Consider the following 13,458-nt stretch of genomic DNA (forward strand, 5'->3'; position numbering starts at 1 on the left):
GCTGTTGATGAACTCCAGTCGCCCCTATCTGGTTCGAGCACTGTACGAGTGGATCGTCGACAACGATTGCACGCCCCATATGCTGGTCAATGCCGAATTCCCGGCAGTCCAAGTGCCGCAAGGTTTTGCCAGTGATGGTCAGATTGTCCTGAATATCTCGCCGAGCGCCGTGCGCAGCCTGCACATGGATAACGATGCGGTGAGCTTCGAGGGCCGCTTCGGCGGCGTCGCCCACACGTTGTTCGTGCCGATTGGTGCGATCCTCGGTATCTACGCCCGTGAGAACGGGCAGGGCATGGTCTTCGAGCTGGAGCCGTCGTTGCTGGAAGGCGATGAGCTGGAAGACGACGACGTCGAGCCGGATGATGACGGCCCACCTGAAGGGGGTGGCCAGCCGCCGCGTCCGACGGGCCGGCCGAGCCTCAAAGTGGTCAAGTAACAAAAAAGGCGATCCAACCGGATCGCCTTTTTATTTGCAGCTGCGATTACAGGTCGCTGATGGTGCGCACCTGGTCTTTGTTGATGCGGGTGCGTTTGCCGTCGAGTTGCTGGAACTCGTAGAAGCCGGTGGCCTTCTCGTAGCGCGGCGCGTCGACGGCCTGGAACTCGCGGCCGTCGTTCAGGGTGATCAGGCTGGGTGTGGAGCAGCCGGCCAGAGTGGCGAAGGTGCCAATCAGCAGGGCAGGCAGCAGGAGCTTCTTCATGCGGTGTTTCCTGAATTTCTGAAGGGTAAAGCTTTGTGGTGGCCTGTATGCGCCTCATCGCCGGCAAGCCGGCTCCCACAGGTAAACCACGAACCCTGCGAGAGCCGGCTTGCCGGCGATGAGATCGGAACAGGCCAATGAATCAGTCGATGTACTCGAACAGCTTGACGATCTTCTGCACGCCCGACACGCTCTGGACTACGCCGGTGGCGGCGTTGGCCTCTTGCTGGGTCACCAGGCCGAGCAGGTAGACAATACCGTTTTCGGTAATCACCTTGATGCGCGAGCTTGGCACGGCGTTGTCGGTCAGCATTTGGGTCTTGATTTTGGTGGTCAGCCAAGCGTCGTTGTTGCGCGCGAGGATGGAGGACGGCTGCATCACCTGCAGTTCGTTGTGTACCTTCTTCACGCGCTGAACTTGGCCTGCAGTCTGCTCGGCCAAGCTCTTGAGGTCGGCGCGCGGGGTTTGGCCGGCGAGCAGGACAATGCCGTTGTAGCTGCTGACAACGATGTGCGAGCCCTTGTCCAGGTCTGGGCTGGCCTTGGAAATATTCACCGCAGCCTTGGTTTCGATCAGCGAGTCATCGATCTTGCTGCCGATGGTACGCGTGCCGCGATCGTCCTCGATTGGCGAATTGCGGGTGGAGGTCAGCACCGAGCTGCAGCCGGTGACGCTCAGGCACAGGGTCAGGGCCATCAGGCCGAGGCGCATAGGGGTCATTCTTCACTCCCGAACAGTTGGCTGTCGATCAGGTCGCACAGGCAGTGGATCGCCAGCAGGTGGACTTCCTGGATACGCGCGGTGACTGTCGAGGGCACGCGGATTTCCACGTCCTCGGGCAGCAGCAGCGAAGCCATGCCGCCACCGTCACGTCCAGTCAATGCTACGACAATCATTTCGCGATCATGTGCGGCCTGGATCGCTTGAATCACGTTGGCCGAGTTGCCGCTGGTGGAAATCGCCAGCAACACATCGCCGGGCTGGCCCAGGGCGCGAATCTGTTTGGAAAAGACTTCGTTGTAGCTGTAGTCATTGGCAATCGAGGTCAGCGTCGAGCTGTCGGTTGTCAATGCGATGGCCGGCAGGCTCGGGCGCTCGCGCTCGAAGCGGTTGAGCAGCTCTGACGAGAAGTGCTGGGCATCGCCGGCCGAGCCGCCGTTGCCGCAGGCGAGCATCTTGCCTTCGTTGAGAAGCGCATTGACCATGACCAAGCTGGCCTGCTCGATGTGCGGTGCCAGGATGTCCATTGCCTGTTGCTTGGTATCGATGCTGGCCTGGAACAGCCGGCGAATTCGGGATTGCATGTCCATCTGGTGACCTTAAGTGGGGCGGTGGCCTTTGCTGCGCGCATCAACGACCAGCCCGCGAAACATAGAGCAAAAAATACGAAGTGGGTTCAGCATTCGAAGGCGTTTTTCAGCCATTGAAGCGGTCTGCCTGCGTGGTGGCTGCCCTGCAGGGCGACAACGTCGAAGCGGCAGGGGTGTGTGGCCCAGCGGCATTCCTTCTGCAGGAAAAGGCTGGCAGCCAACACCAGCCGTTTCTGCTTGCGCCCGTCGATACTGCCGAGGGCGCCACCGAAGCTCGCGTGCAGCCGGTAGCGGACTTCGACGAATACTACTGTATCGGCGTCGAGCATGACCAGATCAAGCTCACCGCCTTTGCATCGCCAATTGCGTGTCAGCAGCTGCAAACCTTGCCCTTGGAGGTACTCAAGGGCTTGGTTTTCGGCTGCATGGCCGGCCTGGGTAGGCGATGCGTCGGGCATCAGCGGGCGGTGTCTGGCAGGCGCTTGACCTGACCACCAGCGAACTCGGCCCACGGCAGTTGACGTTCGATGCGCTGGTTGGCGTTCATGCTCAGGCTGCCGGACAGGCCCTGGATGCGGTTATCCGGCAGGGCTTTCAGCTGGCCCAGGCGGGGTGCCAGGCTGTAGGCATCCACACCCATGGCGTACAGGCGGCCGAGGCTGCCGGCTGCTTGTGGCCATTGCTGGACCACTTGCTGGCGCAGGCTGTTGCTGGTGTCGAGCAGCCACGGTGTTTCGCAGAAACGAATGCCGTTCATGTCGTTGTACTGGTTGACGTCACCGCTGGCGCTGTACAGGTTCGAGGTGGCGTAGACCGGCACGTCGCCCGCGTACTGGAAGTTCAGGGTCGGCTTGATCTGCTGGGCCTGCTGCGGTGTCGAGGCAAGGAAGATGAAGTCGATGTCCTGGCGGCGCGATGGCTGCGCGGCGATGTTGCCGCCTACCGTGCTTTGCAGGCTCTTGGCGCGGCCTTCGCTTTGGCGCAGTTGGAACAGGTCGGCAATTTGCTGGGCCAGGGCGACCGGTTGAGCGATGCGCTCGGCGGCGAGCAGGGTGCCGCCGTTGCTTTCCCAGTCTTTGCGGAAAGCGGCGAGCACGCGGTCGCCCCATTCACCACTTGGCACAAGGGCAACGGCACGTACCTTGCCGTCGGCGCGGGCGCGGCGCGAGACTTCGCGGGCTTCGTCTTCAGCGGCGAGGCCGAACTGGAAGAGTTGCGGCGGGGCTGTTTGGCCGGCGTCTGCGTAGTTCAGTGCCAGTGTGGTGATTGGCAACTGCTGATTAGCAGCGAGCTTCTTCACCAGGGGTTTTTCCAGCGGGCCGACTACAAGTTGCACACCAGCGGCCTGGGCCTGGCGGTAGAAGTCGTCCAGCGAGGTGATGCGCGAGCTGTCGAATACCTGCACGGCTGGCGCCGGTTGGCCCGACTGCTGGGCCTGGAAGTGAGCGGCCATGAAACCATCGCGCAGCGCGCGGGCGACACCCGCCAAAGGCCCTTCCTGGGGCAGCAGCAGGGCGATCTTGGTCAATGGCTGGCTGGCCAGCTCCTTGAGCTTGACCAGCGCCACCGGCAGTTGCTGGGCGGCTGGGTGGTCCGAGTGCTGTTTGCGCCAGGCATCGATGGCGGCTTGCTGTTGCTCCAGGGTGCCGGCGGTTTTCACCGCCAGGGCCAGGCTGGTCCAGCCGGCCAGGACCGGGTCGGTGGCGGGCTGCTGCAACTGCTCTGCAGGCAATGCGGCGACCAGTGCCCAAATGGCGTCATTGTTGGCGCTGGCGGCCTGGCCGCTGAGCAGCGGGGCGAGCAGGATGCGCTGTTGTGCCGCTGCCAGCGACTGGCCATCGGCTTCAAGGGCGGCCGCGTGGACGCTGTAGGTGCGTGCTTGCTGTTCTACCGGCAGTTCGCCAACGCGCTGCAAGCTGGGGTGCGACAGCGCGCTCAGTGCCGCTTTGGGCTGGTTGCGGCTCATCGCCAGCTCGGCGCCAAGGGTGCTGGCGAACACTTGCTGGGCGGGCTTGAGCGTGTCCATCGGGACCTGCTCGAGAATGCGTGCGGCGCGCGGGTAGTCCTTCTGCTTGTACGCAAGGTCTGCGGCGCTCAGGCGCAGCAGGGCGGCGTCTTCCGCGGACTTGCTGGAGGCGGCCTTTTCGAGCAGTTGCTCGATACTGGCGTCCGGAGTGCGCGGCAGCTCGCCCAGGCTGGATGAGGGCGAGCTGGCGCAGGCTGCCAGCAGGGTAGCGAGGCAGAGGGCTGAGAGCAGCCGCAGGCAAGCGATCATGTAAAGGTCCTGTTACTCGATCAAGTTGGCCGGCAATTGTACCCAAGCACTGGCCGGGGCGCGATGTTGCTGATGCTGATCCTTCACTATAGGCGGCTGGCCGGTGAACGCCTGCGAAGTTCTTTGCGCCCTGTTGCGGGCGCTCGGGCTACAATGGCGCCTTTGATCCGAAAGACAGGTGTGCGCAGTGACTGATGTGGCAGGGGCTTCGAAATCCACCGTGGGTACGCTGTATGTGGTCGCAACGCCCATCGGCAACCTCGACGACATGAGCGCCAGGGCGCTGAAGGTGCTGGCGGATGTCGCCCTGATCGCGGCCGAGGACACGCGCCACTCGATCCGCCTGCTGCAGCATTTCGGTATCGACACACCGCTGGCGGCCTGCCATGAGCACAATGAGCGTGACGAAGGTGGGCGTTTTCTGACCAAGCTGTTGGCCGGCGACAACGTGGCGCTGGTGTCCGACGCCGGTACGCCGTTGATTTCTGACCCTGGCTACCACTTGGTGCGCCAGGCGCGGGCGGCGGGTGTGAATGTGGTGCCGGTGCCCGGCGCGTGCGCGCTGATCGCCGCGCTTTCTGCCGCGGGCCTGCCCTCCGACCGTTTCATCTTCGAAGGTTTTTTGCCGGCGAAGACGGCGGGGCGCCGGGCACGCCTGGAGCAGGTGAAGGAAGAGCCACGTACGTTGATCTTCTATGAGGCCCCTCACCGCATCCTCGAGTGCCTCGAAGACATGGAGGCAGTGTTCGGTGCTGAGCGCCCGGCCCTGTTGGCCCGCGAGCTGACCAAAACCTTCGAAACCCTCAAAGGGCTGCCCTTGGCCGAACTGCGTGCTTTCGTCGCGGCCGATAGCAATCAGCAGCGCGGTGAGTGCGTTGTATTGGTGGGGGGTTGGAGTGCGCCTGAGGGCGAGCAGGCCATCAGTATCGAGGCGCAGCGTGTGCTGGACTTGCTGTTAGCGGAGTTGCCGCTCAAACGGGCGGCGGCACTTGCGGCGGAAATTACCGGTGTGCGCAAGAACCTGTTGTATCAACTTGCCTTGGAAAAGCAGAAAGCACAGTAGTGGCAATTTGATATAGTTTACGGTATCGCTTGTTCTTGAGCGCGGCTGCCGTTAACCTTGTCAGCGGAGAGTCGATTGGACAGTCGCTGCCTGTTTTTGTTCCGCAGCTTTTGTTGCGAAACGGCAGGGGGAGGAAAGTCCGGGCTCCATAGGGCAGAGTGCCAGGTAATGCCTGGGAGGCGTGAGCCTACGGAAAGTGCCACAGAAAATAACCGCCTAAGCACTTCGGTGCCGGTAAGGGTGAAAAGGTGCGGTAAGAGCGCACCGCGCGACTGGCAACAGTTCGTGGCTAGGTAAACCCCACTCGGAGCAAGACCAAATAGGGTTCCATTAGGCGTGGCCCGCGTCGGAACCGGGTAGGTTGCTAGAGGCGTCCAGTGATGGCCGTCGTAGAGGAATGACTGTCCTCGACAAAACCCGGCTTACAGATCGACTCTCCACCTCTCCCTCCCTGCTTGAATCGATAGCAGGCGCGCTCTGGTAATACCGAAAAAATCTTACTCTTAATAAATCACTTTAACTTCGAACTCCATACGCTTGCGTGGGTTTGATTTTTCTCGTGTTTTTTTCCCGCCTGAACTCTTTCCACATTCCTTTATCGCGCTAAATCTCGGTCCTGTAAGGCTTTTCCTTATGAACGTGCCTTGACGGTGCAGCGGGCGGATTCCTATAGTGTGCGCAAGTGGCAGAAAGTGGGATGAAGTGGGTTTTCTGGCACAAAAAAGCTACCATTGTGGGGAATCGCAGCCGTGTTCCGCGGAGCCAACGCCGTCAGCCTCGATGCCAAAGGCCGTCTCGCCATGCCGAGCCGGTACCGCGACGAGCTCGATTCGCGTTGCAATGGTCAGCTGATCGTGACCATCGATGCTGTAGACCCCTGCTTGTGTGTCTACCCCCTTGATGAGTGGGAACAGATAGAAGCCAAGTTGCGTGCCTTGCCGTCGTTGCGTGAGGAAAACCGCCGCCTGCAGCGTTTGCTGATCGGTAATGCGGTTGACCTGGAGCTCGATGGCAGTGGGCGTTTCCTGGTACCGCCCCGCCTGCGTGAGTACGCCAAGCTCGACAAGAAGGCGATGCTGGTGGGGCAACTGAACAAATTCCAGCTGTGGGATGAGGATGCCTGGAACGCGGTTTCGGCAGCCGACCTTGCAGCTATTCAACAACCGGGCGCCATGCCCGACGAATTGCGTGACCTGATCCTGTGACCATAGATAGCGGCTTCAACCACATTACCGTCCTGCTCGACGAAGCTGTCGAGGCATTGGCCCTGCGCGCCGACGGTTGCTATCTGGACGGCACCTTTGGCCGTGGCGGACACAGCCGTCTGATCCTCAGCAAGCTCGGGCCGCAAGGGCGGCTGCTGGGCTTCGACAAAGATCCACAGGCGATTGCCACAGGGCAAGCGCTGGCGGCCGAAGACGGCCGCTTTGTCATTGTGCAGCGCAGCTTTGCCGAGTTGGGCGCGGAAGTGGCCGAGCGCGGCCTGGCTGGCAAGGTCAGCGGTATCCTGCTTGACCTTGGCGTTTCCTCGCCGCAGCTGGATGACCCTGAACGCGGCTTCAGTTTCCTCAATGATGGCCCGCTGGACATGCGCATGAACCCTGACCAGGGCATCAGCGCTGCCGAGTTCATCGCTACCGCACCCGTGGAAGAAATTGCCCGCGTATTCAAAGAGTACGGTGAGGAGCGTTTCGCCGGGCGCATGGCGCGCGCGGTCGTGGAACGCCGCGAAAAGCAGCCCTTCACCCGTACTGCCGACCTGGCCGAAGTGCTCAAGGTCGCCAACCCTGCGTGGGAAAAGGGCAAGAACCCGGCCACCCGCGCCTTCCAAGGCCTGCGCATCCACGTCAACAACGAGTTGGGTGACCTTGAGGCTGGGCTTGAGGCCGCGCTCGATGCGCTGGAAATCGGTGGTCGCCTCGCGGTCATCAGCTTCCACTCGCTCGAAGACCGCATCGTCAAATTGTTCATGCGCAAGCTGGTCAAGGGCGAGGCAGACAACCTGCCGCGCAACCTGCCGGTACAGCACAAGGTCTTCGAACCGAAAATCAAGCTCATCGGCAAGGCACAGTTCGCGTCCGAGGCTGAGCTCAAGGCCAACCCGCGGTCGCGCAGCGCCGTGATGCGGGTGGCGGAGAAGCTGCGGTGAGCAGGCTGTTTGCCAAGCCATTGCCAGGCGGAAGCTTCCTGATGCTTCTGCTGTTCGTCGGTGTCCTGGTTTCGGCCATCGCCGTGTCCTACAGCGCCCACTGGAACCGTCAGTTGCTCAATACCCTGTACGGCGAATTGAACGAGCGCGACAAGGCCCAGGCAGAGTGGGGGCGCTTGATCCTTGAGCAAAGCACCTGGACCGCCCACAGCCGTATCGAGAGCCTCGCTTCCGAGCAATTGAAAATGCGCGTCCCTGCGGCTGACGAAGTGCGGATGGTGGCGCCATGATGAAGCTCGAAGGCGCACTCTACCCCTGGCGCTTCCGGGTAGTGATCGGTTTGCTGGCACTGATGGTGGGTGCCATCTGCTGGCGCATCATCGACCTGCAGGTCGTCGACCGTGACTTCCTCAAGGGCCAGGGTGATGCCCGCAGCCTGCGGCATATTCCGATTCCTGCGCACCGTGGCCTGATCACCGACCGCAACGGCGAGCCGCTGGCGGTCAGTACGCCGGTCACCACCCTGTGGGCCAACCCTAAGGAAATGCAGGCCGCCAAGGACCGTTGGCCGCAGCTGGCGGCTGCATTGGGGCAAAACGCCCAGCAGTTGACCGAGCGCCTGACCCAGCAGGCCAACAAGGAATTCATCTACCTGGTCCGCGGGCTGACCCCGGAGCAGGGCCAGCAGGTGCTCGACCTGAAAGTGCCGGGCGTGTATGGCCTGGAAGAGTTCCGCCGCTTCTACCCGGCCGGTGATGTCACCGCGCACATGGTCGGCTTTACCGACCTCGATGACCACGGGCGTGAAGGGGTTGAGCTGGCCTACGACGAATGGCTGGCCGGCGTGCCGGGCAAGCGACAGGTGATCAAGGACCGGCGTGGCCGGCTGATCAAGGACATTCAGGTCACCAAAAACGCCAAGGCCGGTAAGACCTTGGCGTTGTCGATAGACCTGCGCCTGCAATACCTGGCCACCCGCGAACTGCGCAACGCCATTGCCGAACAGGAAGCCAAGGCCGGCAGCCTGGTGATCATGGACGTCAAGACCGGTGAAGTCCTGGCCATGGTCAACCAGCCGACCTACAACCCAAACAACCGCCGCAGCATGTTCCCTGCTGCGATGCGTAACCGGGCGATCATCGACGTGTTCGAGCCAGGTTCGACCGTCAAGCCGATCTCCATGAGTGCGGCGCTGCAGAGCGGGCGCTGGAAAACCACCGACAAGGTCGAGGTTTACCCGGGCAGCCTGCAGATCGGCCGCTACACCATCAAGGACGTTTCCCGCAGCGAGGGCCCGATCCTCGACCTGACCGGCATCCTGATCAACTCCTCTAACGTCGGCATGAGCAAGATCGCTTTCGACATCGGTGGCGAGGCCATCTACCGGGTCATGTCCCAGGTCGGCCTGGGGCAATACACCGGCCTGGGCTTCCCGGGCGAGCGGGTGGGCAACCTGCCTAACCACCGTGAGTGGCGCAAGGCCGAGACCGCGACCCTGTCCTATGGCTATGGCGTATCGGTGACTGCTCTGCAGCTGGTGCATGCCTACGCGGCGCTGGCCAACGACGGCAAGATGGTGCCGCTGTCGATCCTCAAGGTGGACAAGGCGCCCGAGGCTGTTCAGGCGATTCCGAAAGAAACCGCCGAAACCGTTCAAGGCATGCTGCAGCAGGTGATTGAGGCGCCGCGCGGGGTATTCCGTGCGCAGGTGCCGTTCTATCACGTGGGTGGCAAGTCCGGTACGGCGCGTAAGGCGACCGTTGGTTCCAAGGGCTACACCGAAAACGCCTACCGCTCGCTGTTCGCAGGCTTCGGCCCGATGAGCGATCCGCGTTACGCCATCGTCGTGGTCATCGATGAACCAAGCAAGGGCGGCTACTTCGGTGGTCTGGTTTCGGCGCCTGTGTTCAGCAAGGTCATGTCGGGCACCCTGCGGTTGATGAACGTGCCGCCAGACAACCTGCCGCCGCCACCCACCGCACAACCACAAGTCACTGCAGCTGCCGCCAAGGGAGGGCGTGGATGATGACAATGCCATTGAGCAAGCTTTTCGCCCACGCCAGCCGCGATCCGCTGATCCGCGAGCTGACCCTGGACAGCCGCGCCGTGCGTCCGGGTGACCTGTTCCTGGCCGTCCCGGGTGCCAAGGTCGATGGCCGCGACCATATCGCCGACGCCTTGGCCCGTGGCGCTGCCGCCGTTGCCTACGAAGAGCAGGGCGCTACCGTGCTGCCGATCACCGACGTGCCGCTGATTCCGGTCAAGGGCCTGATCGCCCAGCTGTCGGATATCGCCGGTCGCTTCTATGGCGAACCTAGCCGCCAGTTGAACCTGGTCGGGGTTACCGGCACCAACGGCAAGACCAGTGTCACTCAGTTGGTGGCGCAGGCGCTTGACGTGCTGGGCCAGCGTTGCGGCCTGATCGGCACCCTGGGTACCGGCTTCTACGGTGAGCTGCAGAGCGGCCGCCTGACCACGCCGGACCCGATCGCGGTGCAGTCGACGCTCTACGACCTGAAAAAGGGCGGTGCCAAGGCAGTAGCGATGGAGGTGTCCTCGCATGCCCTGGAGCAGGGGCGTGTCGCCGCATTGGCGTTCGACATCGCGGTCATGACCAACCTGTCCCGTGATCACCTGGACTACCACGGCAGCATGCAGGCCTATGAGGCGGCCAAGGCCAAGCTGTTCGCCTGGCCGAACCTGCGTTGCCAGGTGGTCAATCTGGATGATGACTTTGGTCGTCGCCTGGCGCTGGCGTATGCCCGCCGTCCGAGTGCCGATCATATCGAGACCCGGCTGCTCAGCTACAGCCTGGAAAACCCGGAAGCGTCGTTGTATTGCCGTGAAGCCACCTTCGATGACGATGGCGTGCGCGCAATCCTCGTGACCGCCCAGGGTGAGCGTACCTTGCGCAGCCAGCTGCTTGGCCGCTTCAACCTGAGCAACATGCTCGCGGCCGTGGCCACGCTGCTGGCCCTGGATTATTCGCTGGACGAAATTCTCAAGGTCACCCCGCAGTTGCAAGGGCCGGTTGGCCGCATGCAGCGCTTGGGTGGCGGCGACAAACCGCTGGTGGTGGTCGATTACGCCCACACCCCGGATGCCCTGGAAAAAGTACTCGAGGCCCTGCGCCCACATGCGCACGGCAAGCTGCTGTGCCTGTTCGGCTGCGGTGGCGACCGTGACCGTGGCAAGCGCCCGCTGATGGCCGGCGTGGCCGAGCGCCTGGCCGACCGCGTGCTGGTTACCGATGACAACCCGCGCAGTGAAGACCCACTGCGGATCTTCGACGATATCCGCCCTGGTTTTGCCAAGCCAGACAGCGTCGAGTTCGTCGCTGGCCGCGGCGAAGCCATCGCCCACCTGATCGCCACTGCCGCAGCCGATGACGTCATCGTCCTGGCCGGCAAGGGGCACGAGGATTACCAGGAGATTCGCGGCGAGCGCCACGATTTCTCCGATCTGGTCGAAGCCGAGAAGGCACTTGCAGCCTGGGAGGCTCCACATGCTTAAAGCCATGACACTCAGCCAGCTGACCACAGCACTGAGTGCTCGCCTGGTCAGCGCCGACGCCAGCTTTAACGGCGTCAGCATCGACAGCCGCAGCGTCACTGCCGGGCAGTTGTTCGTCGCGCTGACGGGGCCACGCTTCGATGGCCATGATTACCTGGCCGATGTAAAAGCCAAGGGCGCCGTTGCCGCGCTGGTCGAGCGCGAAGTTGCCGATGTAGACCTGCCGCAGTTGCTGGTCGCCGACTGCCGTCTGGCCCTGGGCCAGCTCGGGGCGCTGAACCGCGCTGCGTTCGACAAGCCTGTCGTAGCCATCACCGGCTCCAGCGGCAAGACCACGGTCAAGGAAATGCTGGCCAGCATCCTGCGCACCCGTGGCCTGGTGCATGCCACCCGCGGCAACCTGAACAACGACCTCGGTGCCCCGTTGACCCTGTTGGAAATTGCCCCGGAGCACAGCGCGGCGGTGATCGAGCTCGGTGCTTCGCGCATCGGTGAAATCCGCTACACCGTCGGCCTGACCCAGCCCCAGGTGGTCATCATCAATAACGCCGGCACCGCCCACGTGGGTGAGTTCGGCGGCCCTGAGAAAATTGTCGAAGCCAAGGGCGAGATCCTCGAAGGCCTGGGCGAGGGCGGCACGGCCATCCTCAACCTGGACGACAAGGCCTTTGGCATCTGGAAGGCACGTGCCGGGGCGCACACGGTCATCAGCTTCGCCCGCAATGACGCTAGCGCCGATTTCCATGCCACTGACATTGGTCGTGATGCGCGTGGTTGCCCGTCGTTCAAGCTGCATGGCGCCGGTGAAACCGTAGACGTGCAACTCAACGTGCTGGGCGAGCACAACGTCAGCAATGCGCTGGCTGCCGCCGCTGCTGCCCATGCCGTCGGTCTGAGCCTGAGCGGCATCGCCGCTGGGCTGAACGCCGTGCAACCGGTCAAGGGCCGCACCGTGGCGCAGATCGCGCCAAATGGTGTGCGCGTGATCGACGACAGTTACAACGCAAATCCCACCTCCATGTGCGCGGCCATTGATATACTCGCCGGCTTTTCCGGCCGCACCGTCCTGGTGCTCGGGGATATCGGCGAATTGGGCCAATGGGCGGAAGAAGGCCACCGTCAGGTGGGTGACTACGCGCGTGGCAAGGTCGACGCCCTGTACGCAGTGGGTACCAACATGACACATGCGGTCAAGGCGTTCGGCGCCAATGGCCGTCATTTCGCTACTCAAGCTGAGCTGATCGACGCGGTTAGCGCCGAAAATGCCAGCGACACCACAATCTTGATCAAGGGCTCGCGTAGCGCTGCGATGGAAAACGTCGTGGCGGCTTTGTGTGGTTCAAGCGGGGAGAAACATTAATGCTGCTGCTGTTGGCTGAGTATCTGCAACAGTTCCATAAAGGCTTCGCGGTCTTCCAGTACCTGTCCCTGCGCGGGATCCTGGGTGTACTGACCGCGTTGTCACTGGCGCTGTGGCTGGGCCCTTGGATGATCCGTACCCTGCAGATCCGCCAGATCGGTCAGGCTGTCCGTAACGACGGCCCGCAATCGCACTTGTCCAAATCCGGCACCCCCACCATGGGCGGCGCGCTGATCCTGTCTGCTATCGCCGTCAGCACCCTGCTGTGGGCTGATCTGTCCAACCGCTATGTGTGGGTCGTGCTGATCGTCACCCTGGCGTTTGGCGCCATCGGCTGGGTCGATGACTACCGCAAGGTGATCGAAAAGAACTCCCGTGGCTTGCCAAGCCGCTGGAAGTACTTCTGGCAGTCGGTGTTTGGCCTGGCTGCTGCGGTCTTCCTTTACAAGACCGCCCCGACTAGCGTTGAAACCACACTGATCCTGCCGTTCATCAAGGATGTCACCATCCCGCTGGGCGTTGGCTTCATCGTTCTGACCTACTTCGTCATCGTCGGCTCCAGCAACGCGGTCAACCTCACCGATGGCCTCGACGGCCTGGCCATCATGCCAACGGTCATGGTGGGCGGTGCATTGGGCATCTTCTGCTACCTGTCGGGTAACGTGAAATTCGCTGAGTACCTGCTGATCCCGTATGTGCCGGGTTCGGGGGAACTGATCGTGTTCTGCGGCGCATTGATCGGCGCTGGCCTGGGCTTCCTGTGGTTCAACACTTACCCGGCGCAAGTCTTCATGGGTGACGTTGGCGCGCTGGCGCTTGGCGCCGCGCTGGGCACCATCGCGGTGATCGTTCGCCAGGAAATCGTCCTGTTCATCATGGGCGGCATCTTCGTGGTGGAGACCCTGTCGGTGGTGATCCAGGTCGCCTCCTTCAAGTTGACCGGCAAGCGTGTGTTCCGCATGGCGCCGATCCACCACCACTTTGAACTCAAGGGCTGGCCTGAGCCACGGGTGATTGTCCGTTTCTGGATCATCACCGTGATTTTGGTGCTGGTCGGCCTTGCAACCCTGAAACTGAGGTAGA

General features: G+C 62.4%; 14 protein-coding genes and 1 other RNA gene. 10 read left to right on the top strand and 5 right to left on the bottom strand.

The window, feature by feature from the left end; all coding sequences use genetic code 11:
• Window positions 1–7 precede the first annotated feature (7 nt).
• Window positions 8–439, top strand: coding sequence for a ClpXP protease specificity-enhancing factor (locus ACMCNM_RS06330; RefSeq protein WP_027594002.1), 432 nt, complete (start codon window positions 8–10; stop codon window positions 437–439).
• A gap of 46 nt (window positions 440–485) precedes the next feature.
• On the opposite strand, the gene ACMCNM_RS06335 is transcribed toward ACMCNM_RS06330, so the two are convergent.
• The 5 genes from ACMCNM_RS06335 to ACMCNM_RS06355 form a co-directional block, all read right to left on the bottom strand.
• Window positions 486–704 carry a YgdI/YgdR family lipoprotein gene (locus tag ACMCNM_RS06335; protein ID WP_099430372.1) on the bottom strand — a complete coding sequence of 73 codons (219 nt, stop codon included), beginning with the start codon at window positions 702–704 and terminating at the stop codon, window positions 486–488.
• A 142-nt stretch (window positions 705–846) separates the two neighbouring features.
• Entirely contained in the window at window positions 847–1,425 is a 579-nt protein-coding gene (locus ACMCNM_RS06340) for a BON domain-containing protein (protein ID WP_027594004.1), read from the bottom strand.
• Entirely contained in the window at window positions 1,422–2,015 is a 594-nt protein-coding gene (locus ACMCNM_RS06345; RefSeq protein WP_012274070.1) for a phosphoheptose isomerase, read from the bottom strand. The genes ACMCNM_RS06340 and ACMCNM_RS06345 overlap by 4 nt, the downstream gene beginning before the upstream one ends.
• Before the next feature lie 86 nt (window positions 2,016–2,101).
• Window positions 2,102–2,473 (bottom strand): YraN family protein, encoded by a 372-nt coding sequence (locus tag ACMCNM_RS06350; RefSeq protein WP_027594005.1) that lies wholly within the window; start codon window positions 2,471–2,473, stop codon window positions 2,102–2,104.
• Complete coding sequence (locus ACMCNM_RS06355) at window positions 2,473–4,290, bottom strand: penicillin-binding protein activator (RefSeq protein WP_412764098.1); 1,818 nt, start codon at window positions 4,288–4,290, stop codon at window positions 2,473–2,475. Before ACMCNM_RS06355 ends, ACMCNM_RS06350 begins: the two co-directional genes overlap by 1 nt.
• 187 nt (window positions 4,291–4,477) lie before the next feature.
• Here ACMCNM_RS06355 and rsmI point away from each other — a divergent pair, with 187 nt between their 5' ends.
• The 9 genes from rsmI to mraY all read left to right on the top strand — a co-directional run bounded on the left by rsmI (window position 4,478) and on the right by mraY (window position 13,457).
• Window positions 4,478–5,353, top strand: coding sequence for a 16S rRNA (cytidine(1402)-2'-O)-methyltransferase (gene rsmI, locus ACMCNM_RS06360; protein ID WP_186677744.1), 876 nt, complete (start codon window positions 4,478–4,480; stop codon window positions 5,351–5,353).
• Window positions 5,354–5,420: 67 nt separating this feature from the next.
• Window positions 5,421–5,794, top strand: an RNA gene (rnpB, locus tag ACMCNM_RS06365) — RNase P RNA component class A.
• 308 nt (window positions 5,795–6,102) lie between these two features.
• Window positions 6,103–6,558 (top strand): division/cell wall cluster transcriptional repressor MraZ, encoded by a 456-nt coding sequence (gene mraZ, locus ACMCNM_RS06370; protein ID WP_004575120.1) that lies wholly within the window; start codon window positions 6,103–6,105, stop codon window positions 6,556–6,558.
• Window positions 6,555–7,502, top strand: coding sequence for a 16S rRNA (cytosine(1402)-N(4))-methyltransferase RsmH (gene rsmH, locus ACMCNM_RS06375; protein ID WP_027594008.1), 948 nt, complete (start codon window positions 6,555–6,557; stop codon window positions 7,500–7,502). The genes mraZ and rsmH overlap by 4 nt, the downstream gene beginning before the upstream one ends.
• Complete coding sequence (ftsL, locus tag ACMCNM_RS06380) at window positions 7,499–7,792, top strand: cell division protein FtsL (RefSeq protein WP_099430370.1); 294 nt, start codon at window positions 7,499–7,501, stop codon at window positions 7,790–7,792. The genes rsmH and ftsL overlap by 4 nt, the downstream gene beginning before the upstream one ends.
• Window positions 7,792–9,528, top strand: a complete 1,737-nt coding sequence (locus ACMCNM_RS06385) for a peptidoglycan D,D-transpeptidase FtsI family protein (RefSeq protein WP_172960429.1) — start codon at window positions 7,792–7,794, stop codon at window positions 9,526–9,528. The genes ftsL and ACMCNM_RS06385 overlap by 1 nt, the downstream gene beginning before the upstream one ends.
• Entirely contained in the window at window positions 9,525–11,015 is a 1,491-nt protein-coding gene (locus tag ACMCNM_RS06390) for a UDP-N-acetylmuramoyl-L-alanyl-D-glutamate--2,6-diaminopimelate ligase (RefSeq protein WP_412764099.1), read from the top strand. The genes ACMCNM_RS06385 and ACMCNM_RS06390 overlap by 4 nt, the downstream gene beginning before the upstream one ends.
• Window positions 11,008–12,375 carry a UDP-N-acetylmuramoyl-tripeptide--D-alanyl-D-alanine ligase gene (locus ACMCNM_RS06395; RefSeq protein WP_186677737.1) on the top strand — a complete coding sequence of 456 codons (1,368 nt, stop codon included), beginning with the start codon at window positions 11,008–11,010 and terminating at the stop codon, window positions 12,373–12,375. Before ACMCNM_RS06390 ends, ACMCNM_RS06395 begins: the two co-directional genes overlap by 8 nt.
• Window positions 12,375–13,457, top strand: a complete 1,083-nt coding sequence (mraY, locus tag ACMCNM_RS06400; RefSeq protein ID WP_027594013.1) for a phospho-N-acetylmuramoyl-pentapeptide-transferase — start codon at window positions 12,375–12,377, stop codon at window positions 13,455–13,457. Before ACMCNM_RS06395 ends, mraY begins: the two co-directional genes overlap by 1 nt.
• The last annotated feature ends 1 nt before the right edge of the window (window position 13,458 follow it).

The sequence above is a fragment of the Pseudomonas sp. NGC7 genome, assembly GCF_047159675.1.
Lineage (GTDB): Bacteria > Pseudomonadota > Gammaproteobacteria > Pseudomonadales > Pseudomonadaceae > Aquipseudomonas > Aquipseudomonas kermanshahensis.

What these genes read in the sequence shown, in the direction of transcription:
- ACMCNM_RS06345 (WP_012274070.1), bottom strand. Translation starts at nt 2,015, where the DNA reads ATGGACATGCAATCCCGAATTCGCCGGCTGTTCCAGGCCAGCATCGAT.
- ACMCNM_RS06355 (WP_412764098.1), bottom strand. Translation starts at nt 4,290, where the DNA reads ATGATCGCTTGCCTGCGGCTGCTCTCAGCCCTCTGCCTCGCTACCCTG.
- ACMCNM_RS06340 (WP_027594004.1), bottom strand. Translation starts at nt 1,425, where the DNA reads ATGACCCCTATGCGCCTCGGCCTGATGGCCCTGACCCTGTGCCTGAGC.
- ACMCNM_RS06385 (WP_172960429.1), top strand. Translation starts at nt 7,792, where the DNA reads ATGAAGCTCGAAGGCGCACTCTACCCCTGGCGCTTCCGGGTAGTGATC.
- ACMCNM_RS06350 (WP_027594005.1), bottom strand. Translation starts at nt 2,473, where the DNA reads ATGCCCGACGCATCGCCTACCCAGGCCGGCCATGCAGCCGAAAACCAA.
- ACMCNM_RS06335 (WP_099430372.1), bottom strand. Translation starts at nt 704, where the DNA reads ATGAAGAAGCTCCTGCTGCCTGCCCTGCTGATTGGCACCTTCGCCACT.
- ACMCNM_RS06330 (WP_027594002.1), top strand. Translation starts at nt 8, where the DNA reads ATGAACTCCAGTCGCCCCTATCTGGTTCGAGCACTGTACGAGTGGATC.
- mraY (WP_027594013.1), top strand. Translation starts at nt 12,375, where the DNA reads ATGCTGCTGCTGTTGGCTGAGTATCTGCAACAGTTCCATAAAGGCTTC.
- ACMCNM_RS06395 (WP_186677737.1), top strand. Translation starts at nt 11,008, where the DNA reads ATGCTTAAAGCCATGACACTCAGCCAGCTGACCACAGCACTGAGTGCT.
- ACMCNM_RS06390 (WP_412764099.1), top strand. Translation starts at nt 9,525, where the DNA reads ATGATGACAATGCCATTGAGCAAGCTTTTCGCCCACGCCAGCCGCGAT.